This window comes from Pantoea sp. R13S299 (genome assembly GCF_048515925.1).
GTDB lineage: Bacteria > Pseudomonadota > Gammaproteobacteria > Enterobacterales > Enterobacteriaceae > Pantoea.
Genome location: NZ_JBLYEF010000001.1, coordinates 1,098,073 through 1,117,966, shown reverse-complemented (window position 1 = coordinate 1,117,966; position 19,894 = coordinate 1,098,073). Strand labels below are relative to the sequence as shown.

General features: G+C 57.9%; 23 protein-coding genes. 3 read left to right on the top strand and 20 right to left on the bottom strand.

Going from position 1 to position 19,894, the window contains the following annotated elements:
• Positions 1-4 precede the first annotated feature (4 nt).
• Positions 5-814, top strand: coding sequence for a molybdate ABC transporter substrate-binding protein (locus tag ACN1CO_RS05490; protein ID WP_419138152.1), 810 nt, complete (start codon positions 5-7; stop codon positions 812-814).
• On the opposite strand, the gene ACN1CO_RS05485 is transcribed toward ACN1CO_RS05490, so the two are convergent.
• The gene (locus ACN1CO_RS05485) at positions 789-1,688 is read right to left on the bottom strand and encodes a LysR family transcriptional regulator (protein WP_419138151.1); all 900 of its coding nucleotides are present in this window, start codon (positions 1,686-1,688) and stop codon (positions 789-791) included. The genes ACN1CO_RS05490 and ACN1CO_RS05485 overlap by 26 nt on opposite strands.
• 14 nt (positions 1,689-1,702) lie before the next feature.
• Positions 1,703-2,194 (bottom strand): MarR family winged helix-turn-helix transcriptional regulator, encoded by a 492-nt coding sequence (locus ACN1CO_RS05480; RefSeq protein ID WP_419138150.1) that lies wholly within the window; start codon positions 2,192-2,194, stop codon positions 1,703-1,705.
• Between the two features lie 73 nt (positions 2,195-2,267).
• On the opposite strand from ACN1CO_RS05480, the gene ACN1CO_RS05475 reads away from it, so the two are divergent.
• On the top strand, positions 2,268-3,206 hold the full coding sequence (locus ACN1CO_RS05475) for a quinone oxidoreductase family protein (protein WP_419138149.1): 939 nt from the start codon (positions 2,268-2,270) through the stop codon (positions 3,204-3,206).
• On the opposite strand, the gene ACN1CO_RS05470 is transcribed toward ACN1CO_RS05475, so the two are convergent.
• The 16 genes from ACN1CO_RS05470 to ACN1CO_RS05395 all read right to left on the bottom strand — a co-directional run bounded on the left by ACN1CO_RS05470 (position 3,193) and on the right by ACN1CO_RS05395 (position 16,335).
• Complete coding sequence (locus tag ACN1CO_RS05470) at positions 3,193-3,642, bottom strand: thiol-disulfide oxidoreductase DCC family protein (protein WP_419138148.1); 450 nt, start codon at positions 3,640-3,642, stop codon at positions 3,193-3,195. The two genes, ACN1CO_RS05475 and ACN1CO_RS05470, sit on opposite strands and share 14 nt — an antisense overlap.
• Positions 3,611-4,234: an AAA family ATPase gene (locus ACN1CO_RS05465; protein WP_419138147.1), complete on the bottom strand. Its 624-nt coding sequence runs from the start codon at positions 4,232-4,234 to the stop codon at positions 3,611-3,613. The genes ACN1CO_RS05470 and ACN1CO_RS05465 overlap by 32 nt, the downstream gene beginning before the upstream one ends.
• On the bottom strand, positions 4,231-4,668 hold the full coding sequence (locus ACN1CO_RS05460) for a PTS sugar transporter subunit IIA (RefSeq protein WP_419138146.1): 438 nt from the start codon (positions 4,666-4,668) through the stop codon (positions 4,231-4,233). Before ACN1CO_RS05460 ends, ACN1CO_RS05465 begins: the two co-directional genes overlap by 4 nt.
• Positions 4,669-4,677: 9 nt before the next feature.
• Positions 4,678-4,947, bottom strand: a complete 270-nt coding sequence (locus ACN1CO_RS05455; RefSeq protein ID WP_010245053.1) for a hypothetical protein — start codon at positions 4,945-4,947, stop codon at positions 4,678-4,680.
• A gap of 95 nt (positions 4,948-5,042) precedes the next feature.
• Complete coding sequence (locus ACN1CO_RS05450; protein WP_419138145.1) at positions 5,043-5,885, bottom strand: class II fructose-bisphosphate aldolase; 843 nt, start codon at positions 5,883-5,885, stop codon at positions 5,043-5,045.
• The gene (locus tag ACN1CO_RS05445) at positions 5,872-7,239 is read right to left on the bottom strand and encodes a PTS sugar transporter subunit IIC (protein ID WP_419138144.1); all 1,368 of its coding nucleotides are present in this window, start codon (positions 7,237-7,239) and stop codon (positions 5,872-5,874) included. Before ACN1CO_RS05445 ends, ACN1CO_RS05450 begins: the two co-directional genes overlap by 14 nt.
• On the bottom strand, positions 7,232-7,546 hold the full coding sequence (locus ACN1CO_RS05440) for a PTS sugar transporter subunit IIB (RefSeq protein ID WP_090961135.1): 315 nt from the start codon (positions 7,544-7,546) through the stop codon (positions 7,232-7,234). Before ACN1CO_RS05440 ends, ACN1CO_RS05445 begins: the two co-directional genes overlap by 8 nt.
• Positions 7,547-7,556: 10 nt before the next feature.
• Positions 7,557-8,537: a 6-phosphofructokinase gene (locus ACN1CO_RS05435; RefSeq protein WP_419138143.1), complete on the bottom strand. Its 981-nt coding sequence runs from the start codon at positions 8,535-8,537 to the stop codon at positions 7,557-7,559.
• A 448-nt stretch (positions 8,538-8,985) separates the two neighbouring features.
• The gene (locus ACN1CO_RS05430; protein WP_013357817.1) at positions 8,986-9,570 is read right to left on the bottom strand and encodes a YceI family protein; all 585 of its coding nucleotides are present in this window, start codon (positions 9,568-9,570) and stop codon (positions 8,986-8,988) included.
• A gap of 115 nt (positions 9,571-9,685) precedes the next feature.
• A complete protein-coding gene (gene pqqF / locus ACN1CO_RS05425; RefSeq protein ID WP_419138142.1) occupies positions 9,686-11,962 on the bottom strand; it encodes a pyrroloquinoline quinone biosynthesis protein PqqF in 2,277 nt (758 codons plus the stop codon).
• On the bottom strand, positions 11,962-13,128 hold the full coding sequence (gene pqqE, locus ACN1CO_RS05420; protein WP_419138141.1) for a pyrroloquinoline quinone biosynthesis protein PqqE: 1,167 nt from the start codon (positions 13,126-13,128) through the stop codon (positions 11,962-11,964). Before pqqE ends, pqqF begins: the two co-directional genes overlap by 1 nt.
• Positions 13,091-13,369 carry a pyrroloquinoline quinone biosynthesis peptide chaperone PqqD gene (pqqD, locus tag ACN1CO_RS05415; RefSeq protein ID WP_013357814.1) on the bottom strand — a complete coding sequence of 93 codons (279 nt, stop codon included), beginning with the start codon at positions 13,367-13,369 and terminating at the stop codon, positions 13,091-13,093. Before pqqD ends, pqqE begins: the two co-directional genes overlap by 38 nt.
• A 3-nt stretch (positions 13,370-13,372) precedes the next feature.
• A complete protein-coding gene (pqqC, locus tag ACN1CO_RS05410; RefSeq protein ID WP_010245074.1) occupies positions 13,373-14,128 on the bottom strand; it encodes a pyrroloquinoline-quinone synthase PqqC in 756 nt (251 codons plus the stop codon).
• 3 nt (positions 14,129-14,131) lie between these two features.
• On the bottom strand, positions 14,132-15,049 hold the full coding sequence (pqqB, locus tag ACN1CO_RS05405; protein WP_419138140.1) for a pyrroloquinoline quinone biosynthesis protein PqqB: 918 nt from the start codon (positions 15,047-15,049) through the stop codon (positions 14,132-14,134).
• Between the two features lie 54 nt (positions 15,050-15,103).
• Positions 15,104-15,175: a pyrroloquinoline quinone precursor peptide PqqA gene (gene pqqA, locus ACN1CO_RS05400; protein WP_010245082.1), complete on the bottom strand. Its 72-nt coding sequence runs from the start codon at positions 15,173-15,175 to the stop codon at positions 15,104-15,106.
• A 143-nt stretch (positions 15,176-15,318) separates the two neighbouring features.
• The gene (locus ACN1CO_RS05395; RefSeq protein WP_419138139.1) at positions 15,319-16,335 is read right to left on the bottom strand and encodes a dipeptidase; all 1,017 of its coding nucleotides are present in this window, start codon (positions 16,333-16,335) and stop codon (positions 15,319-15,321) included.
• Positions 16,336-16,499: 164 nt separating this feature from the next.
• On the opposite strand from ACN1CO_RS05395, the gene leuA reads away from it, so the two are divergent.
• On the top strand, positions 16,500-18,215 hold the full coding sequence (leuA, locus tag ACN1CO_RS05390; protein WP_419138138.1) for a 2-isopropylmalate synthase: 1,716 nt from the start codon (positions 16,500-16,502) through the stop codon (positions 18,213-18,215).
• On the opposite strand, the gene ACN1CO_RS05385 is transcribed toward leuA, so the two are convergent.
• Positions 18,136-18,915, bottom strand: a complete 780-nt coding sequence (locus ACN1CO_RS05385) for an AraC family transcriptional regulator (RefSeq protein ID WP_419138137.1) — start codon at positions 18,913-18,915, stop codon at positions 18,136-18,138. The two genes, leuA and ACN1CO_RS05385, sit on opposite strands and share 80 nt — an antisense overlap.
• Positions 18,912-19,772 carry an NAD(P)-dependent oxidoreductase gene (locus ACN1CO_RS05380; protein ID WP_419138136.1) on the bottom strand — a complete coding sequence of 287 codons (861 nt, stop codon included), beginning with the start codon at positions 19,770-19,772 and terminating at the stop codon, positions 18,912-18,914. Before ACN1CO_RS05380 ends, ACN1CO_RS05385 begins: the two co-directional genes overlap by 4 nt.
• Positions 19,773-19,894 lie beyond the last annotated feature (122 nt).

The following is a 19,894-nucleotide window of genomic DNA, read 5'->3' as shown; positions in this document are numbered from 1 at the left end:
GAAGATGAAACTGAAAACGATGTCGCTGTACGCTGCCCTGCTGTTCAGCGTGGCGGGCAGCGCCACGGCGCAGGCGAAAGAACTGACGGTAATGATCTCCGGTGGTTTCAAAGCAGCGTGGGATACCCTGTCGCCCCAATTCGCAAAACAGGAAGGCATCACCATCAACACCGTTGCTGGCCCGTCAATGGGCAAGACACCGCAGACAATTCCGAACCGACTGGCGCGCGGCGAACCGGCCGATGTGGTGATTATGGTCGGCGATGCGTTAAGCGATCTGCAAAAAAAGGGCGAGACGCTGCCAGGTTCACGGGTTGAACTGGCGGACTCCCGCATCGGCGCGGTCATTAAAAAAGGGGCTACGCCGGTTAAAATCGGCAGCGAAAGCGAGCTGCGTGCAGCCCTGCTGAACGCCCCTTCCATCGCCTACTCTGACAGCGCCAGCGGCAAATATGTCAGCAGCCAGCTGTTTAGCCGACTGGGCATTGAGGATCAGGTGAAGGCGAAAGCGGTGAAGGTTGAGCGCATCCCGGTGGCATCAGAGGTCGCGGCGGGTAAATACGCTATCGGCTTTCAGCAGGTCAGTGAACTGCTGCCGGTCTCCGGCGTAACGTTCATTGGCGAACTGCCGGACAAACTGCAGTACACCACCCGCTTCGCCGGTGCCGTGGTGCGCAAATCCGCGCAGCCGGACGAGGCAGCGAAGCTGCTGCACTGGCTCGCCTCACCTCAGGCTCAGCAGGCGGTGCACGCCAGCGGTCTGCACACTGTGAAAGCGTCCAAACCGGTTAAAGTCGCTGATACTGTTCAATAATCAGGTTCTCGAGTTCGCTGGCGATATGCGATAGCGTGCGGCCATTTTTACGCAACAGACCCACGGTGCGTTTTACCTCCGGGTCAGTTAACGGCACCGCCATCAGCATGGCGTGATCGTAGCCAGGCATCGACATGGCGGGGACAGCAGCAATGCCCAGCCCCGCCTCAACCATCCCCAGCATGGTGGTCACGTGCCGGGTTTCACAGATACAGGGCTTCTCCGGCATTACCGCCTGCAACGCCAGATCCAGCAGGTTACGATTGCCGGAAGTCTTATCCAGCCCGACCCACTCATACTGATAAAACGCCTGCCAGCTCAGACTCTTTTTGCCTGCTATCGGATGGTCACGCCGACAGGCCGCGACGTATGGGTCATCCATCAGCGGCTGGAAATGCACATCCGGCTGCGAGCGGCTTGAAAAACTGATGCCGAAGTCGGCCTGCCCGCCAATCACCGCGTCATAGACGTTGGCCGCGCTGCTGTCGATCAGCTTCACCCGCACCTTTGGATAGCGCGCCTGAAACAGCCGGATGATGCTGGGCATAAAGTAGTAGGCGGCTGACGGCACGCAGGCCACGGTGATCAATCCGGTGCGGGCTAAGCTCACCTCACTCAGATCGGCCATGACCTCTTCAAAATCGGCCAGCAGCTTTTCCGAGCGCTGAGCAAACGCATGTCCTTTCAGCGTCAGCGTGACACGACGCGTGGTCCGCTCAAACAGTTTGATTCCCAGCGTGGTTTCCAGCTTGTCGATACGGCGGCTTAGCGCCGACTGTGAGAGGCAGATCGATTCCGCCGCCAGACGAAAATTGCCAAACTCCACCAGCGCGCGAAACGCGTAGAGATCGTTGAGATCGAAATTAACTGGCATAAATCCCTCTTCCCTTAAACCGCATCATGCTTGTCATCATTTTCGTCACCTTCCGTCAGGGTGAAATCGGTAACAAATCTGCTGAGGAGTTGCTCCAGCGTTTCGCGATCGCTCTCCGGCCAGTGTTGGAAAACGCGCTGATAGACCTTCACGCGCTGCGCATCGATTTTATCGGTCATCGCCCGGCCATCCGCGGTAATAACTGCCTCGTTGATCCTTTTGTCCTGACGATTTTTCTGCCGCATGACCAGCCCGGTTTCCTCCAGTTTCGCCACCTGCCGGCTGACCGTACTGTAGTCACGCCCCACCCGATCGGCCAGTTCGCCTACGCCGATCGGCCCGAAGCGGCTGACCTGAACCAGCAACGGAAACAGCGCCCGATCGAGTTCAATACCCGCCGCTTTGATCATCGCCATATCGCGCTGGGGCCGGTTAAGCGCGCCTGCAATCGTCAGCAGACAATTATGCAGCGCATCGTATTTATGTGTATTTTGCACACTTTTCATTGACGCCATCCAGAGGCAGGGATAATGTGTGTACTTTACACCCATTATCCCCCAGACAGAAGGCGGATCAACCATGAAAGCAGCAATAATCGATCAGGCAGGCGCAAAACCTCACTACGGTGACAGGCCGGAACCCCAGGCCGGTGAGCATCAGCAGCGGATCACCGTCAGAGCCGCAGCACTCAGCCAGCTGGCAAAAGCCCGGGCGGCGGGCAGCCACTACAGCGCCGTTGCGCAATTCCCGTTTATTCCGGGCATTGACGGAACGGGCTACCTCGACAACGGTGAGGCTGTCTACTTTCTGGCTTTTGACTCCGCCTCGGGCAGTATGGCCGAGCGCACGGTAGTCAGTAGTGAACACATCATCCCACTGCCTTCTGGCCTTGATCTGGTGCTGGCTGCCGCTCTCGCGAATCCGGGCATGTCCTCCTGGGCAGCGCTGACCCGTCGGGCCGCACTTCGCCCCGGCGAGACCGTCCTGATCAATGGCGCGACCGGCACTTCGGGTCGCCTGGCGATCCGCATAGCCCGTGCGCTGGGTGCAGGTAAAATCATTGCCACTGGCCGTAACAGAGAAACGCTGCAGCAGCTGCACAATGAGGGTGCTGATATCACTCTGACGCTGGATGCGCTGCCCGCCGAACTTCCCGCCCTGATGGCAGAGGGCGTTGATGTCGTACTGGATTATTTGTGGGGTGAGAGCGCACTGGCGATCATGACTGCGGCGGTTCGGGGTGGCGACAAAATCGTGCGCTTTGTGCAGATTGGTTCGCTGAGCGGACAGGAAATTTCCCTGCACAGTAAGCTACTGCGCTCATCCGGGCTAACGCTGATGGGAAGCGGGCTGGGCAGTGTGTCAGATCGTGAACTCATCGCCTCGATAGGGGAAATGCTGCAGGCCGCCGGACCGCACGGTTTTACCATTCCTTTCCGGTCGAGGCCATTAAGTGATATCGCGGAGGAATGGCAAGGCGACGACAGCCGCTGCCGGACGGTATTTACCCTTCCGTAACAGACGGCTCCACCTCATGCAGAAATCGACCTGGATAATCGGGTTGAATGGCGTGCTGGCTGCTGTAGCGGCCAAACAGCTTATAGCGGTTTAATGCGATGCGGTCGTAGGCAAAATTACTGATCGCGTCGGGAAAGTGGCGCAGCACCGCCAGTCCTCGCCACGGGCCCGGCAGGTGCTGCATCACGCGGAACACCGCCTGCGCCCGCAGCCAGTGCTGATTACCGTCAATGTAGACAATGGTGCTGATGTTCTCTTCCGGCATACCGGCCCAGCGCAGCAGCGCTTTGCCCTGCTCGCTCTGCACCGAGGCAAAACGCACCTGCCGCGCCAGATGGTGACGCAGCAGGAACTGAACCCAGCCGTTACAGAGCTTACAGACGCCGTCATAGAGCACGGCGCTCTCACCGGTTTGCAGATACGGGGGCAACGACATCCTGCAACTCCTCACTCCTCTGATGATGAGCTGAAGTGTAGCGGGTTCTGGTCAGTTGCTGTTGCAGCCAGTGGATAACGGCAGCGTGATCCTGGGCACAGGCATCCACTTCACACACTGGTCCCAGCGCCATCGGCCTGGCCTGTTGCGCCAGCAGGCGCAGCTCCGGCAGATACTCCGCGCCCGGATGGCCCGGCAGTCGCTGCGACAGACGCGCCTGATAGCGCGCCACCGCCACCTCCGGCGCGATCGTCAGCCACAGCTCCAGCACCTCTTCAACGCCCGCCTGTTGCAGTCCCTGCTCCAGCAGCGTGCGCGGCTGAAAACCAAACCAGGCATCGATTAGCCAGACCTGACTGGCGGGCGCCTGTTCAACGATATTCCAGATCGCCTGATAAGCCGCGCAGCCCAGTTGCCGGTTACGCTGGCGATCGACCGGCGCGAAAGCGTGCATAAAGGGCTCTTTGAGGCTGTCGAGCGTCAGCACCGGCCAGCCAAAGTGTTGTGACAGCGCGTGCGTCAGGGTGCTCTTTCCCGATGCCGGAATGCCGTTAACCAGCACCACGCGTTTAGGAGGGGAGTTTTGCGTCATAAGATATCGATAACCTCCGCGACACTGCTGGCCTGACGTAACCGGACCAGCGTCTCCTCATCCTCCAGCAGCGACACAATCGCGCGGATCCCCTCTTCGATGTGCGCATTGCTGTCACGCGCGCCAAACATAATCACAATGTCTGCCTTATCACCGCCTTCAAACGAGATTGGCTCATTCAGCAGGATCATACTGAAACAGTCTCGGATTACCCCCGCTTCCGGTCGCGCATGGGGAATGGCGATGCCCTCCTCAAACACATAATAAGCGCCATGGGCCAGCGTGTTGGCGATCACCGCATCCGGATAGGAGGCCGCGAGATAGCCGCCGCTGACCAGCGGTTCGGCGGCCAGCGCGATAACCTGACGCCAGTCCGTGGCGTCGATGCCAATCTGAATGGCGTTGGCCTCTTGCAATAACTGCTTAATCGTCATCAGCTCTCCTTAAATCGACTGGCGAACCACATTGCGTAATTCATCGATTTTGACAAACAGCGCATCAATTTCATTGCGGTAGCGACGGCTTTTCGCAAATAAACTTAATGCCCGGTTATATTCCAGCATTAATTGTTTTTGCGTTTCGCCATCACGCGGATTAATAGCCAGCTGCTGCTCCAGTTGCGTTATTTTCTCGCGACTTAATTCCGCCAGATGATCCTGTTGCTGCTCGCTGGGTTGTTCCACAGCCGGAGACTTTTTTAAGAATCCAAACATAGGCTCTCCTGCCCCCTATGATGTCGGGGTAGCTCAGATTAATTGTGATGATTAAAACGTTTAACGCAATAACCCGGTGATGGCGACGCGGGCAATTAACGGAATAACTGCATTTTCTCTACCAGCACATTCGTCACCGCATCATTGGCCGGTACCAGGAAATTACGCACGCTGTCATTCACCTTGCCTTTTTCGAAGGTTGATTTGCACTGCGCCACCCACTGAACGTTCATTTCGGTGCCGACATTCACCTTCTCAATTCCACTGCTCACCGCCAGCCGCATATCTTCATCGCTGACGCCGGTGCCGCCGTGCAGTACCAGTGGCGTATGGGTTGCCGCCGTAATATCCGCCAGTCGCTGATGCTGAATATGCGCTTTACCGGTGTAAAGGCCATGTACAGTGCCGATTGAGATCGCCAGCATATCGACGCCGGTCTCTTCGACGAAGCGGCGTGCATCTTCCACCGGCGTAAAAGCGATCGCCTCCATCTCCACACATTTACCATCTTCCGAGCCGCCAATCGCGCCCAGCTCCGCTTCAACCGAGACATTATGCGGACGCGCCATATCAATCACCCGGCGGGTATTGGCAATATTCTCTTCGATCGAAAGATGTGACCCGTCATACATTACGGAACTGAATCCGGCATCAATCGCCGTCTGAATCGCGGCTAAATCGGAACAGTGATCGAGATGCAGACAGGTCGGCACATTCATACTTTCGGACAGCGATTTAATTGCATCGACCAGCAGCTTATGGCCGAGATATTTCGCCGTGCCGGTAGAGATCTGAATCATTAACGGGCTGTTGGTTTTCTCTGCCGCTTTAAAATAGGCGGGCAGCATTTCCAGGCAGTGAAGATTAAAAGAACCCACCGCTTTAAAGTCACGCTGTTTAGCCAGCGTTAACAGGTCGGCGAAGTTATAAAGTTTCATGGATTTTTTCCTCTTGAGGTTTGGTGGTTTTGCCGTTAACAAACCAGGCAAGCGCGGTGACAAAGGCAATAAACAGGGCGACGAACAGCCAGTTATTCTGGAAGGCATGGCCGAGCACCAGGCCGGTACTGATCACATCGGAGTCACTGAAGGTCACGCCGGTGAAGCCGTAGCTCTCCAGCATGGGCACCAGGATGGCGGGCAGAATGGTGATAAAGAGGCCGTGGACGAAGCCGCCAATCATCGCGCCGCGCCGTCCACCCATGGCATTACCAAATACTCCGGCGGTGCCACCGGCGAAGAAGTTGGTCAGCAGGCCAGGCAGGATCATCGCCAGACCAAACATCGGGAAGACCAGCATGCCGACGATGGAACCCAGCGTGGTGGCGAGGAAGCCGACGATCACCGCGTTCGGGGCGTAGGGAAACATCACCGGGCAGTCCAGCGCTGGTTTTGCATCCGGCACGACGCGCATAGCGATACCGCGGAAGGCAGGCACCAGCTCGTTCAGCAGCAGACGGACGCCGCTGTAGAGCACAAAGACCCCGGCCACGAACTGAATCGACTGCATAAAGGCGTACATCAGGTAGTTCATGCCGTTGCTGTACTGGGCGATGAACGCCGGACCCGCTGCCACGGCGGGGATCAGGTACATCGGCACCATTACCAACGCCATCGACAGATAGGTATCCTGCAGAAACTTGAAGTTATCCGGCAGCTTCAGGTCTTCGGTGGAGCGCGATCCTTTGCCGACCACCTTGGCGACCGCCGCCGTGACCAGATAACCGATGGTGCAGAAGTGACCCAGCGCCACGTCATCGGAATCGGTGATCCGCCGCACCACCGGCTGCGCCAGCGCAGGCATCACGACGGCCATGATCCCGCCAAAGATACCGCCAGTCAGAATCAGCGGCAGGCCGGTCAGCCCCGCTTTGTAGCCGATGACCGCGCCAATCGTCGCCATCCACAACAGAGCCTGGCCGGTCAGGAAGATGTACTTAAACGGCGTCAGTCGGGCGATGATGATATTGACGATAAAGATCACCAGCAGCGTCAGCGCCACTTCAGATCCCAGCTCACGGTTGGCCAGCCCGGCAATGGCGGCAACATCGGTGATATAGCCGCGCATACCAAAACCGTGGGTAAAAATGGTATTGAGGAACGTCAGGGTTCCCACAATAATATTGATACCCGCCATCATAATTAAAAAGCCGAGCAGCGTTTTAAAGGTGCCTTCCACCACTTTACCTGCCGATTTTTTTTGCAGCAGCAGACCAATCAGAGCAATAAATGCGATCAGAATGGATGCCTGCCCCAGCAGATCTTTTACCAGGAAGTCGATCACACTATTCATGGGCGGCGACCTTCTCGTTGCGTTCTTTTAAAAAGGCCAGGATCTTCTGCTCTATTTCCGCTTTATCAGTCAGCCGGTTAAGAATAATGACCCGTTTAATCTGTTCCGGACTGGCGTCGGCGTTTAATACATCGGCGAAGGCTTTTTGCGTCAGGATCATATCTGACTTAAAGGCATTCGCTTCTGAAATAGTGGTGTGATCGATGTCGGCCTCAATCTCCAGTTTTTTTAATACCGCTTTTGCGCTCATCTCAATCGCAAAACTGGATCCTAATCCACAACCACAGACACATAATATTTTCAGCATGGTTTTTTCCTCACACTATATTGAGTTGTTTAGCGAGTTTGTAATGGTACCCGTCAATATCGACCAGGCGTTTTTGCATGCTTATTAAATCAATCGGGATCGGTTTATTGCTGCCATTAATAATGACCGCTTTATTCCGCATGCCTGACTGAATACAACGCACCACTTCACTGGCCATAATGGTGCCCTGATAAATTTCTTCGCAGGTAGGATCACCATTGCGCAGTCCGTAACCGAGAATGGTTTTACGGACGCGCACGCCAATAAGCGGCTCAAGCTGTTTGATTAAGGTGTCGATCGCCCCCTGAAAACCCGGCGAATATTCCCGGGTGTAGCCTTCTGAACAGAGAATGACCACGCTGTTCTGTTCTGCCAGTCGCCCGGTGATGCGCTGCGCCAGTTGTGGCAGCGGGATCTGGCACTCCGGGATTAACGCAATGTCCGCATTAGATTTAATCGCCGACTGCAGCGTTAATTCACCGCAGTAGCCGCCGAGCAACTCCAGCATAAAGACCCGACCGGGTAAGGCGCGGCCGGTATTACGCAGTTTCGCGACTTCTTTTAATACCTGTTCACAGGCGGTGGAAAATCCCAGCGTGTAATCACTGCCGAAGACATCATTATCGATGGTCATACCGACGCCAAAACAATTAACGCCAGACTCAGACAGGATGTGAAGAAACTGCAGCGACCCGTCACCGCCCGCCAAAATTAATACGTCAATGCGGGCGCTTTTCAGCTGGCGCGCAATTAACTCATATTCACTGCGCACCAGTTTCTTTTGCGTGCGTCCCGACTGCATAACGGGAATCGGGGCGATGGCAAAGTCGAGCAGATCGCGCTGGCTGATATCACGATGGTTATTTGCCAGCAGGCCAGGAATGCCGCCGTCAAATATCACCATCTCAGCCTGCGCCAGACGCCCTATCTGAAAGACAAAATTATTAATGCCGGTGACATCCCCGCCACTGATCACCATTCCAATGCGCATTTCCCTCACCTCGCTGGCTAAATCTGCTGAGGGCCATTCTTCCGGTTCGCCGGGTTGCTATTTGCAGAGGAGATCACAGTTACGCGCGGTATTTTTTGGGCAGGCATGTTGACAGCAGCAGTTTAAAACCTTTATTTGTGATTTTAGTCACGCTATTCCAACTTATTACTTCACGGACGAATCAATAAAAATCATCAGGTTAGATTGCAGAACGGGATTTTGTTTTGGCTGACAGAATAACGGGAGATCGCGCGTGAAACTGACATTGCGAATTTGTGACTTTCGCCTCATTTTTCCCGGTTCTGGCCCTGTTAAAGCGTCAGGAAAATAGTTTTAAGAGGGTTGGCAGGATTATTTCAGGACAGATTTGGCAGGATTATTCCAGAGGATGCAGGAGAGGTAAAAATTAATCTGGTGCGCAGCAGCGAACTGCTACGCACCGAAAAACTTACTTCGCGTAGGCTTCGGTAGAGAGCGTCAGGGTGACGTCATCGCTAACTGCCGGGACATATTTGTCCAGCTTGAAGTCTGAACGCTTGATGGTGCCGGTGGCGTCAAAACCAATCGCCTGCTTCTTCACCATCGGATGCTCGCCCTGCTTGTTCAGCGTGGCGTGCAGCGTAACTGGCTTGGTGATGCCTTTCAGGGTCAGGTTGCCTTCAACGTCAAACTTGTTGTCGCCCTTCGCAACCACTTTGGTGCTGTGGAAGGTCGCAGTCGGGTATTTTGCGGTGTCAAAGTACTCAGCGCCTTTGAACTCTTTGGTCAGTGCCGCAACATGGCTGTCGATTTTGCTGACTGGCAGGGTCACGTCAACGCGTGATGCTTCCGGATGATCTTTATCGAACACCAGAGTACCGGTTGCATCCGGGATATCCGCGGTTGGATTTGAGAAGCCAAAATGGTTCCAGGCAACAATTACCGACGTATGCTCAGGGTTCAGCTGGTAGTGCATCGCCTCAGCCTGCGATAACGGGGCATAGAGGGTAGCAGCGGCTAACAGGGGCAGTGCGATACGTTTGAAGTTCTTCACGGTCAATTCCTTATGCGGACAAATGTGAACTGAGTGTGGTCCAGTTTGGCCGGAATAGACAGTGAAGAGATTTGTCCGTAATTTTCAAATAAATTCAGCAACTTTATCTCGGGTGCTACACATTCTCGCCACCAGTGAACAGCACCCGCCAGCGGCGACGATCCTGAATCAGCGTGCGGTGCAGCTGTTGCAGATCGATAAGCGTCAGCGCAGCAATCTGCGCCGCGTCCGGTTCTGCCAGACCATTTTCCCGGCGTAACTGTGCCAGCGGCTGTGCCACGTCCTGGCTCAGCAGACGCGCTTTCAATGCCACCAGATCACAACCTGCCAGCGTTTCATTGAGTGAACGCAGGAAGTTGCGGCAGTAGCGCAGCAGAGACAGCGCGCTGTAATCGGGCGACTGCAGCGCGAACAAGACGCCATCTTCATCGGCACAGCGCATATAGCGGCTGTTAACCACATAACCGATAGGCTGCTCAACACGATAGCGCTGGAAGAAACGCGGCTCGTAGATCAGCGCCAGCGCGCGCAATGCGACCAGCTGCTGAGGACGGTGCAGCGGAATAAACAGCAGCAGCGCGTTATCCGCGCTGGCGTGTAGCAGACGCGTCATGCCAGTTTGCGTAGTCATGCGCTTTGGCGGCGTGTCGGGGTTAACCGGCAGCGACAGCGCGCTCAGACGCCGGGCAATCCGTGAATGCAGCGCGGCGTTGCTACCTTTCAGCGCCGCCCGCCAGCAATCCGGCGTAAAGGTCGCCGCCAGCTGATAGGGCAACTGCCGCAGCAGCGCGCGGATAGCAATGCTCTCGACAGGCGATGGCAGATTTGCCTCAACCGGCAAGGCCAGGGCGGCGACAATCTGGCTCAGCGCCTGGTCAGTTACCGCGTCATCCGTTGTCAGCTGGAGCGTCAGTTGCCATACGCCCTCCACTTCCTGCCAGCTGCCGTTTCCGCCCTGATGACGCAGCGCGGCAAACAGCGGACGCAACCGTCGTCCCAGCGCTTCGCCGGTTTCCGCGTTAAAGGTTGAGTAAAACTCCGGCCGCAGGATCAGCGTTGCCTGAGGGTCGTCTGACGGATGATGCGGCAAGGCCACCGCCTGCGAGGGCAGCGGCTCAGACGTGATAGTGGTGTCGAGCGGATAGAAAGTGAAATTCACCGCGGGCAGCGCCTCAGGCAGCGATGGGTGCCAGTCCGTCAGTGCCAGGCTGAAACCCTGTGTGACGAGGTTTTCCGTTGCCGGTTGCGGTGTGCAATTCAGCAGCGTGCCGGGCGCGGTATTAAATCTTGCCAGCAAAGGCAGCAGTTCTGGCAGGGTTTCATCCGGGGCGAAGCCGATAGCGCGCTGGCGTAGTTGCTCCATCGGTGACAGGGTCACAAATCGCTGTTTCGCCAGCTGATGATAGTGCTGATGTTGCGCTTCACCGGTCTGGCGTAGCGCGTCCAGATAGCGGTCGATAATCACGTTAACGGTATCAGGCTGATGCGTTTCGACGCCCAGCGCCAGCCAGAGTGCGCCGCCTGCCTGATAGATCCACTTCAGCTCAAGCGACTCTGCCAGCCCCTGCTCACGCAGGGTCGCCAGCAGCGATCCGGGCGCTTCATCCAGCAGAAACTCACGCCATAACGTGACACCGTCACCGCTATTCAGCAGCCATGTGCGCCACAGCGCAGGCGAAGCGGTATCGGCCAGCTGCCAGCAGGGATTGCTGCTCAGCTGCGGCGGGGGTAAATCCTGCTGCCACTGACCGGCAGGCAGCGCGGCGGCAAACTGACGCGCCAGCTGTTCCAGCTCATCCAGTGACTGCGGTCCCTGCAGCCAGAGCCGCATATTGCTGGCGAAACAGTAGCGCTGGTGGAACTGACGCAGCGCACGTTGCAGGGCTGACATCTCATCGCCAAAGCTCTCCCGGCTGCCAGTATGGAAGCGCTGGAATTCAGCGGGTGACTGCACGGCGTGCAGCAGTGCCGCTTCGATGCGGGATGGCTGATGGCGCTGCAACAGCTGATATTCGGCGTCGATGACCGCCACTTCCTGCGCGATCGCCTGATTATCCAGCAGCGGAGAGACGATCATATCCTGTAGTCGTGCCATTCCGTCTGACAGCAGCGACGGCGTCACCTCAAAAAAGAACGCGCTGCGCCGGGCCAGCGTAGTGGCGTTTACTTTGCCACCCTGCGTCTGAATCCAGCTCATCAGCCGGCCTTCATCCGGCCAGCCGCTGCTGCCAGTGAACAGCAGATGCTCCAGCAGATGCGCCAGTCCGGGCCAGCGTTCTGGCTCGTCATGGCTCCCTGCTCCCACCTGAATCAGGGCGGCGGCCTGGCTGGCATCAGCTTGATGCACCAGTTCAACCGTCAGACCGTTTATCTCCAGGCAACGCGTTTTCATCAGAGGTTCCGTGTTTTGTAGATCAGTTGCGAATTGCTGCGGTTACGGAACTGCAGCTGACCAATTTTAATGTCGCTGCAATCCGCCTCACGCCGGGCTTCAAGGATTTTGCCATGATGCGGTGATTTGCTGCAGACCGGATCGGTGTTGTCGGCATTGCCTGTCAGCATGAAAGCCTGACAGCGACAGCCGCCAAAATCTTTCTCTTTCTCATCACAGGAACGGCACGGCTCCGGCATCCAGTCAAAACCGCGATAGCGGTTAAAACCGAACGAGTTATACCAGATATCGTCCAGACTTTGTGTCAGCACCGACGGAAATTCTACCGGCAACTGGCGCGCGCTGTGACAGGGCAGCGCGGTGCCCTCTGGCGTGACGCTGAGGAAGATCGCGCCCCAGCCGCCCATGCAGGGTTTAGGTCGCTCTTCGTAGTAGTCTGGCGTCACGAACAGCAGATTGGTCAGATTACCGGTGGTGCTCATCCGCTCACGGTAGGTTTTCACCACCGCTTCCGCACGGGCAATCTGCTCACGCGTCGGCAGCAGGCCTTCGCGGTTGAGCTGCGCCCAGCCGTAAAACTGACAGGTCGCCAGTTCCACGTCATCCGCCTCCAGCTCAATACAGAGCTCGATGATTTTATCGATTTGGTCGATGTTATGGCGATGCAGTACGAAGTTCAGCACCATCGGATAGCCGTGCGCCTTCACCGCCTTCGCCATCTCCAGCTTCTGCTGAAACGCTTTCTTCGAACCGGCCAGCGCCGCATTCAGAGTTTCGTCACTCGCCTGGAAGCTGATCTGGATATGGTCCAGACCGGCCTCGCTGAACGCATCCAGCTTTTTCTCGGTCAGGCCGATGCCTGAAGTGATGAGGTTGGTGTAGAAACCGAGATCGCGCGCCGCTTTGATCAGCTCCGGCAGATCTTTACGCACCAGCGGTTCGCCGCCGGAGAATCCAAGCTGGACGCTGCCCATGGCGCGCGCCTGGCGAAAAACCTCAATCCACTGCTCCGTGGTCAGCTCTTTCTCCTGCTGCGCGAAGTCCAGCGGGTTAGAGCAGTAAGGACACTGCAGCGGACAGCGATAGGTCAGCTCGGCCAGCAGCCAGAGCGGCGGATTCACACCAGGTTTATGCGGGGTCACGGAACTGTATCCACTTCTGTTCATAGGCTGACTGCAGGAACTCTAAAACGTCCGGCCCTACGCCGCCCGCTTCCGGAAAACGGCTATCCAGCGTCGCGATAATCGCGGCGATATCTTGTTTGCCATCCACCAGCTCAAGAATGGCCGCGGCGGTTTCGTTCAGCTTCGCCATGCCTTCGGGATAGAGCACCACATGGGTATCCTGGGCGGCTTCCCACTGCATGCGGTAGCCGCGACGAAACGCGGCAATCGAGTTTTCATTCATCTGTTATACCAGTCGGGTGGTGTGCCACGCCGCCTTGTCGGTGACGGTGTGATAAGGCGGACGTTTCAGCTCGTAAGCCATGGTCATGGCGTCCAGCATGCTCCATAAAATATCGAGCTTAAACTGCAAAATTTCCAGCATCCGGTTCTGCGTTTCTGCGGTGGTGAAATACTCCAGCGCCAGCGCCAGACCATGTTCCACATCGCGGTTCGCCTGACCCAGGCGGCTGCGGAAGTAGAAATAGCCCTCTTCTTTGATCCACGGATAGTGCTGCGGCCAGCTGTCGAGCCGTGACTGGTGGATCTGCGGGGCGAACAACTCGGTCAGTGAGCTGCAGGCCGCCTCCTGCCAGTTAGCGCGGCGGGCGAAGTTAATGTAAGCATCGACCGCAAAGCGCACGCCCGGCAGCACATGCTGCTCTGACAATAATTCTTCGCGCGTCAGCCCGACCGCCTCGCCCAGCCGCAGCCAGGCCTCAATGCCGCCCTCTTCGCCGTTGCTGCCGTCGTGGTCGAGGATGCGCTGCACCCATTTACGTCGGGTGGCCGGATCGGGGCAATTCGCCATGATCGCCGCATCTTTCAGTGGAATGGTGGTCTGGTAATAGAAGCGGTTCGCCACCCAGCCCTGAATCTGCTCGCGCGTGGCCTGACCGTTATGCATCGCGATGTGATACGGGTGATGGATATGGTAGTAAGCGCCTTTGTCGCGCAGGGCCTGTTCAAAAGCCTGCGGTGACAGCGTGTCAGTGATCTGCATGATTTAGCCCTGAAGGTGGATCGCCATCCCGTCCCAGCTCACCTCTATTCCCTGCTCAGTCAGAAACTGACGCTGCGGTGACTGCTCGTTAAGGATCGGATTGGTGTTGTTAATGTGGATCAGAATTTTGCGCTTTGCCGGTAGCGACGCCAGTAGCGCCATCAGCCCCTGCTCTTCCGCCAGCGCCAGATGGCCCATGGCTTTGCCGGTGTTGTGACCTACGCCGGTGGTGAGCAGCTCATCATCCTGCCAGACGGTGCCATCAATCAGCAGGCAATCTGCTTTTTGCAGCCATGGCAGGATCACCGCATCCGGTTCGCCCAGACCGGGTGCGTAGAGTAGCGTCTGGCCATTCGCCCGGTTCTCAATGAACAGCGCCACGTTGTGGCCAGGAAGTGGCCGGTCGCGATACGGCGAGTAAGGCGGTGCATTACTGATGATAGGAATCGCGGTGAACTGCAGATCGGTGCAGACATCGACGCTGAACGGCGTCAGTGGCGCAATCGGTCGGTGCTGTAAGCCGCCGTTCCAGTGGGTGAGCATCGGGAAGATCGGGAAGCCGGTGCTGAGGTCGGCATGCACTTCCGGCGTACACCACACCTGATGCGGACAGCCTTCCCGCAGGCTCAGCAGCCCGGTGGTGTGATCGATCTGGCTATCGGTGAGGATAATCCCCCCGATCGCCGTGCCGCGCAAGACGCCCTGGCGGGTCAGTTCGGGCGTATGCAGGATCTGCTGGCTGATGTCGGGTGAGGCGTTGCATAACACCCAGTTTTTGCCATTATCGCTAAGGATAATCGACGATTGCGTGCGTGCCTGAGCCTGGATCGTGCCATTACGCACGCCGTGGCAGTTGGCGCAGTTACAGTTCCACTGCGGAAACCCGCCACCCGCGGCTGAACCGAGGATTTTGATAAACATAGAGGAAAACCAGAAGTTGAAAAAAAATGCCCGCTCAGAGGGCGGGCAGTACGATTAACGGTTGGAGATGTAAAGAGTCACTTCCAGACCGAGACGCATATCAACGAAAGTTGGTTTTTTCCACATGAGTTACTTCCTCTTGGTTAACAGTAAATGAGCTGCCTGAAATCAGCGTGACCGGCAATGAATGAGACCGCCGTCACAATTTCCAGGCAGATGTTGCGCCAATGGCGCGTCGGGATCAAGTCCGGAACGTAAGGAAATTGTTATCACAGCCCGGTCAGTTGTAAAACCCGCTGCCAGTTTCCCCATGCCAGTTTCTCTGTCAGTGTCTGATCATAGCCCGCTTCCTGAAAAGCGGCGAGCAATCGCGGCATTCCGCTGACATCGCCCAGCGCTGCCGGAGGAGTAATCCCATCGAAATCGGAGCCAAAGGCTACATGGTCGCTGCCCATTATCTTCATCAGATGATCACAATGCTTAACAATTTCTGTTAAAGGCGTGTCAGCGTCGCGTTTACCGTCGGCGCGCAGAAACGCATTGCCGAAATTGATGCCGACCAGACCGCCGCTGTCGCGGATCGCCTCAAGTTGATCATCGGTCAGATTGCGCGGCTGCGGACAGAGGGCGTGCGCGTTAGAGTGGCTGGCGACCAGCGGCGCACTGGAGAGACGAGCGGTCTCCCAAAACGTCTTCGTATTCATGTGCGACACGTCGATCATCATCTTCATCTCACCCGCCTGCTGAATCAGTCTTTCACCGGCAGCGGTCAGCCCCGGCCCGGTATCCGGCGAGCCAGGAAAACTGCCGCTGACGCCTTCACCAAAGCGACTGCGCAGGTTCCAGAATGGCCCGATGCTGCGTACACCCGCCTGCCAGAAGGCGTGCAGCTGCTCGCCCTCCTCATCCAGCGCATCGGCCCCTTCGATGTGGGCCACCATCGCCAGCACGCCGTCGGCGCGGCAGGCGGCAATGTCGTCACTGCTGCGGCAGAGTCGCGCCCGTCCGCCGGACGCTTCAGCCAGTTGCTGCAGGATATCGAGCTGTTGCCACATGATCTCCAGCGGCTGATACGGCTCCCCAGCGAGTGCCGGAACGGTGCTGGCGATGTACGCCTGCGGCGGCACAAAGATCGCAAACAGCCCGCCGCCCATTTCACCCTGCTGAATGCGCGGAAAGTCGAGATGGCCCCGTTCAATCCCCTGATAAAACGCCTGCGCAGGCGCATCGCGATGATGCAGCCAGAGGTTAAGCAATAGATCGTTGTGACCGTCAAAAATCAGCATAAGCGTCCACCCAGATAAACAGGCGACCATGCTAACCCCACCTGGCGGATTCATCAAACAGGTGCACGCAGCGTGTTGTCACTTTTGCGCGTCAGGTTGTCAGCATTGCGCGCGCGGCCCGCAGGGCGTGTCGGCAGACTGGTAAAAAACACAAGGAGAATCCTATGCTGACCCAACCTTCTGATAAATATCGTCCCTCCCCGGTCGTCTCCCTGCCCGATCGCCAGTGGCCTTCGCGCCAGCTCACCCAGGCCCCGCGCTGGCTCTCTACTGATTTACGTGACGGCAATCAGGCGCTGGCTGAACCGATGGATCGGGAGCGGAAGATGGCCTTCTGGGATCTGCTGCTGCGCTGCGGGTTTCGCGAGATTGAGGTCGCCTTTCCCTCGGCGTCGCAGACGGATTTCGACTTCGTGCGTGACCTGATTGAGCAGCAGCGCATCCCGGAGGAGGTGACGTTACAGGTGCTGACTCAGGCACGCGAGGATCTGATTGCCCGCACGTTTGTGTCATTACAGGGTGTGCCGCGTGCCATCGTGCATCTCTACAACGCCACCGCGCCGCTGTTTCGCGAGCGGGTGTTTAAACAGAGCAAAGCGGAAATCGTGGCGCTGGCGACGGCGGGCGCACGGCAGATCCGCGCGGAATGCGAGGCGCAGCCGGAGACTCAATGGACCTTTGAATATTCGCCTGAGACCTTCTGCTTTACCGAGCCGGAGTTTGTGCTGGAGATCTGCGAGGCGGTGGCCGATGTCTGGCAGCCAGACGCACAGCGGCCAATGATCATTAACCTGCCCGCCACGGTGGAGGTGAATACCCCCAACGTCTATGCCGATCAGATTGAGTTTTTCTGCCGCCACTTCAGCCGCCGCGACGCCGTCTGCATCAGCGTACATCCGCACAACGATCGCGGCACCGGCGTCGCCTGTGCCGAACTGGCGCTGCTGGCGGGCGCTGACCGGGTAGAGGGATGCCTGTTTGGCAACGGCGAACGCACCGGCAATGTCGATTTGATAACGCTGGCGCTGAATCTCTACACCCAGGGCGTTTCGCCGCAGCTCGATTTCAGCCAGATGCATGAGGTGATTGAGGTGGTGACCCGCTGTAACCAGCTGCCAGTTCATCCGCGTCATCCTTATGCGGGCGAGCTGGTCTTCACCGCCTTCTCCGGCTCTCATCAGGATGCGATTAAAAAAGGATTCGCCATCCGCGCCGAACAGCAGGAGAAAGAGTGGCAGATGCCCTACCTGCCGCTGGATCCGGCCGACATTGGCTGCAGCTATGAGGCGGTGATCCGCGTGAACAGTCAGTCAGGAAAAAGCGGTGCCGCCTGGCTGCTGGAGCAGAATCACGGGTTGCAAATGCCGCGTGCGCTGCAGCAGGATTTCAGCCGCTGTGTTCAGCAGGAGACGGACCGTCACGGTGGCGAGATGACGCACTACGCGCTGTGGCAGCTCTTCTGCCGCCAGTATGGCGTGACGCAGCCTGCGGTGGCATTGCAGCGGGCTGACAGTCAGAGTGACAGCGGAGGGCAGACGCAGATCAGCGCCAGCGTCGTGGTTCAGGACCGCTCACTGACACTGACCGGCAGCGGCAACGGCTGGTTGTCGGCGGCGGTGAATGCCCTGCGCAGCGCGTTTGACCTGCAGCTGACCATTGAGGACTATCATGAGCATACGCTGGGACGGCGCAGCGACAGCCGTTCTGTGGCCTATATCAGCTGCGTGGATGCCCGGGGTGTACGGGCCTGGGGAGTGAGTATCGACAACGATACGGCCCGAGCCGCATTGCAGGCGCTGCTCAGCGCGGCAGGCCAGTTTCTGCCGGCGGAAAGTAGTCAGTGGGCGCAACGCCCAGTAGACGACGAAACATCGCACTAAACGCGCTGGGGCTTTCATAGCCCAGCTCCAGCGCCACCCGCAACACGGAGTCGCCCTGCGCCAGCCGCGTCAGGGCGATTGCCAGACGGGCACGTCGCACCCAGTCGCTGAACTGCAGGCCGGTTTCGCGCATGAAATGACGGGCCAGCGTGCGGCCCGAGACATTCATCTGAGCGCTGGCACGCTCGAGCGTCCAGCTTTCACCGGGCGTCTGCTGGATCTGCTCGCACAGCGACTGTAACCGCGGGCTGTCGGGCGTCGGCAGCGCAAACGGCAGCACATCCATGCCCCGAATCTCATCCAGAATCAACTCCATCACCCGCTCGGCCCGGCTCCGGGCGCTGTACTGCTCCGGCAGGCTCAGCGCCGTGACAATCAGCTCGCGCAGCAGCGGCGAGATCTGCACCACCTGACAACTGGCGGGCAGATCGGCGCGCGCCAGCGGATCGATAAACAGCGTACGCGCCGCGACGGTGCCGGTAATCTGCAGCGCATGGCGGGTAAACGCGGGCAGCCAGACGCCGCGACTCGGCGGCACAATCCAGCTACCGAACTCCGTCTCGACCCGCACTACGCCGCTCAGCGTGTGGATCAGCTGCGCGCAGGCGTGATGATGCCAGGGTTCGCTGGCACCGTGCAGGTAGTCGTGCGCCAGTGGCACCAGCGGGCGCGTGCTGAAGTCAAAATGTTGCTGACTCATTGCGCCTTCAGATAGCGGTAGATGACCGCCAGATCCTCTTCACCGAGTCCGGCGTCCACCGCCTGCTGCCAGAGCTGCGCGATGTTCTCCAGCGCCGGCAGTGGCGTTTCTGCTGCATCCAGCGCCAGGCGGGCATCTTTCAGCGCCCAGATCAGATGCATCTGCGGCGTGTAGTCGTCGCTGGCGATCATTCCGAGCTTCATTTTTGCATAGGGCGCGGCCAGCGGACCGCCCTCCAGCACCTGCCAGAGATCGTCGGTGGAAAAGCCGAACTGCTCTGCCAGCCGGGTACTCTCCGCCAGGCTCTGCATCATGCCGATCAGCCAGCTGTTGATGACCAGTTTCATGCGGGTGCTTTTGCCTGCCTCACCCAGCCATTTTGTTCCTTTACTGATGGCGGCAAATACCGCCTCTGCCGCCTGCGCCCGGCTCTGGTCGCCGCTGGCCAGCACCAGAATCTGTGCATTTTCTGCTGGCGCTTTAGTGCCGGAAACCGGTGCGTCGATCAGCAGCATATCGGGACGCTTTTCTGCGAAAAAGGCGATCAGCGCATCGGTTTTTTCCACGCCGATGGTGCCCATCTGGCAGAGCGTCGCGCCCTGCTTAAAGGCTTCTTTCGCCTGATGCAGCACCTGCTCTGTGGTGTCGCCATCGGAGAGCATGGCGATCACCACATCCGCCTGACGCACCGCCTCTTCCGGCGAGTCAGCCAGCTGCAATCCGGCCTCCAGCAGATCCTCGCCGCGCGCGCGGGTGCGGTTCCAGCCGTGTACGCGAAAGCCTTTTTTCAGCAGGTTGGCGGCAAATGCGTGCCCCATTGCGCCTAATCCCAGAACCGCCACTTCAGGTTGTTTCATGCTGACTCCCGTAAGTTTTTAGTCTGCATCCGACAATATCGGATGCCTTGTCACTGCAAAAGATGGATTCCAGCCTGGCGGTAAACAGAGAAAAAATCCACCCCGAAACGGTGTACCCCGGC

What these genes read in the sequence shown, in the direction of transcription:
- pqqD (WP_013357814.1), bottom strand. Translation starts at nt 13,369, where the DNA reads ATGAATGAAAACTCGATTGCCGCGTTTCGTCGCGGCTACCGCATGCAG.
- pqqF (WP_419138142.1), bottom strand. Translation starts at nt 11,962, where the DNA reads ATGAAAACGCGTTGCCTGGAGATAAACGGTCTGACGGTTGAACTGGTG.
- ACN1CO_RS05385 (WP_419138137.1), bottom strand. Translation starts at nt 18,915, where the DNA reads ATGAGTCAGCAACATTTTGACTTCAGCACGCGCCCGCTGGTGCCACTG.
- ACN1CO_RS05455 (WP_010245053.1), bottom strand. Translation starts at nt 4,947, where the DNA reads ATGTTTGGATTCTTAAAAAAGTCTCCGGCTGTGGAACAACCCAGCGAG.
- ACN1CO_RS05380 (WP_419138136.1), bottom strand. Translation starts at nt 19,772, where the DNA reads ATGAAACAACCTGAAGTGGCGGTTCTGGGATTAGGCGCAATGGGGCAC.
- pqqB (WP_419138140.1), bottom strand. Translation starts at nt 15,049, where the DNA reads ATGTTTATCAAAATCCTCGGTTCAGCCGCGGGTGGCGGGTTTCCGCAG.
- ACN1CO_RS05485 (WP_419138151.1), bottom strand. Translation starts at nt 1,688, where the DNA reads ATGCCAGTTAATTTCGATCTCAACGATCTCTACGCGTTTCGCGCGCTG.
- pqqE (WP_419138141.1), bottom strand. Translation starts at nt 13,128, where the DNA reads ATGAACAGAAGTGGATACAGTTCCGTGACCCCGCATAAACCTGGTGTG.
- ACN1CO_RS05480 (WP_419138150.1), bottom strand. Translation starts at nt 2,194, where the DNA reads ATGAAAAGTGTGCAAAATACACATAAATACGATGCGCTGCATAATTGT.
- ACN1CO_RS05450 (WP_419138145.1), bottom strand. Translation starts at nt 5,885, where the DNA reads ATGAAACTTTATAACTTCGCCGACCTGTTAACGCTGGCTAAACAGCGT.
- ACN1CO_RS05445 (WP_419138144.1), bottom strand. Translation starts at nt 7,239, where the DNA reads ATGAATAGTGTGATCGACTTCCTGGTAAAAGATCTGCTGGGGCAGGCA.
- ACN1CO_RS05475 (WP_419138149.1), top strand. Translation starts at nt 2,268, where the DNA reads ATGAAAGCAGCAATAATCGATCAGGCAGGCGCAAAACCTCACTACGGT.
- ACN1CO_RS05440 (WP_090961135.1), bottom strand. Translation starts at nt 7,546, where the DNA reads ATGCTGAAAATATTATGTGTCTGTGGTTGTGGATTAGGATCCAGTTTT.
- ACN1CO_RS05435 (WP_419138143.1), bottom strand. Translation starts at nt 8,537, where the DNA reads ATGCGCATTGGAATGGTGATCAGTGGCGGGGATGTCACCGGCATTAAT.
- ACN1CO_RS05460 (WP_419138146.1), bottom strand. Translation starts at nt 4,668, where the DNA reads ATGACGATTAAGCAGTTATTGCAAGAGGCCAACGCCATTCAGATTGGC.
- ACN1CO_RS05465 (WP_419138147.1), bottom strand. Translation starts at nt 4,234, where the DNA reads ATGACGCAAAACTCCCCTCCTAAACGCGTGGTGCTGGTTAACGGCATT.
- pqqC (WP_010245074.1), bottom strand. Translation starts at nt 14,128, where the DNA reads ATGCAGATCACTGACACGCTGTCACCGCAGGCTTTTGAACAGGCCCTG.
- ACN1CO_RS05395 (WP_419138139.1), bottom strand. Translation starts at nt 16,335, where the DNA reads ATGCTGATTTTTGACGGTCACAACGATCTATTGCTTAACCTCTGGCTG.
- ACN1CO_RS05490 (WP_419138152.1), top strand. Translation starts at nt 5, where the DNA reads ATGAAACTGAAAACGATGTCGCTGTACGCTGCCCTGCTGTTCAGCGTG.
- ACN1CO_RS05470 (WP_419138148.1), bottom strand. Translation starts at nt 3,642, where the DNA reads ATGTCGTTGCCCCCGTATCTGCAAACCGGTGAGAGCGCCGTGCTCTAT.
- leuA (WP_419138138.1), top strand. Translation starts at nt 16,500, where the DNA reads ATGCTGACCCAACCTTCTGATAAATATCGTCCCTCCCCGGTCGTCTCC.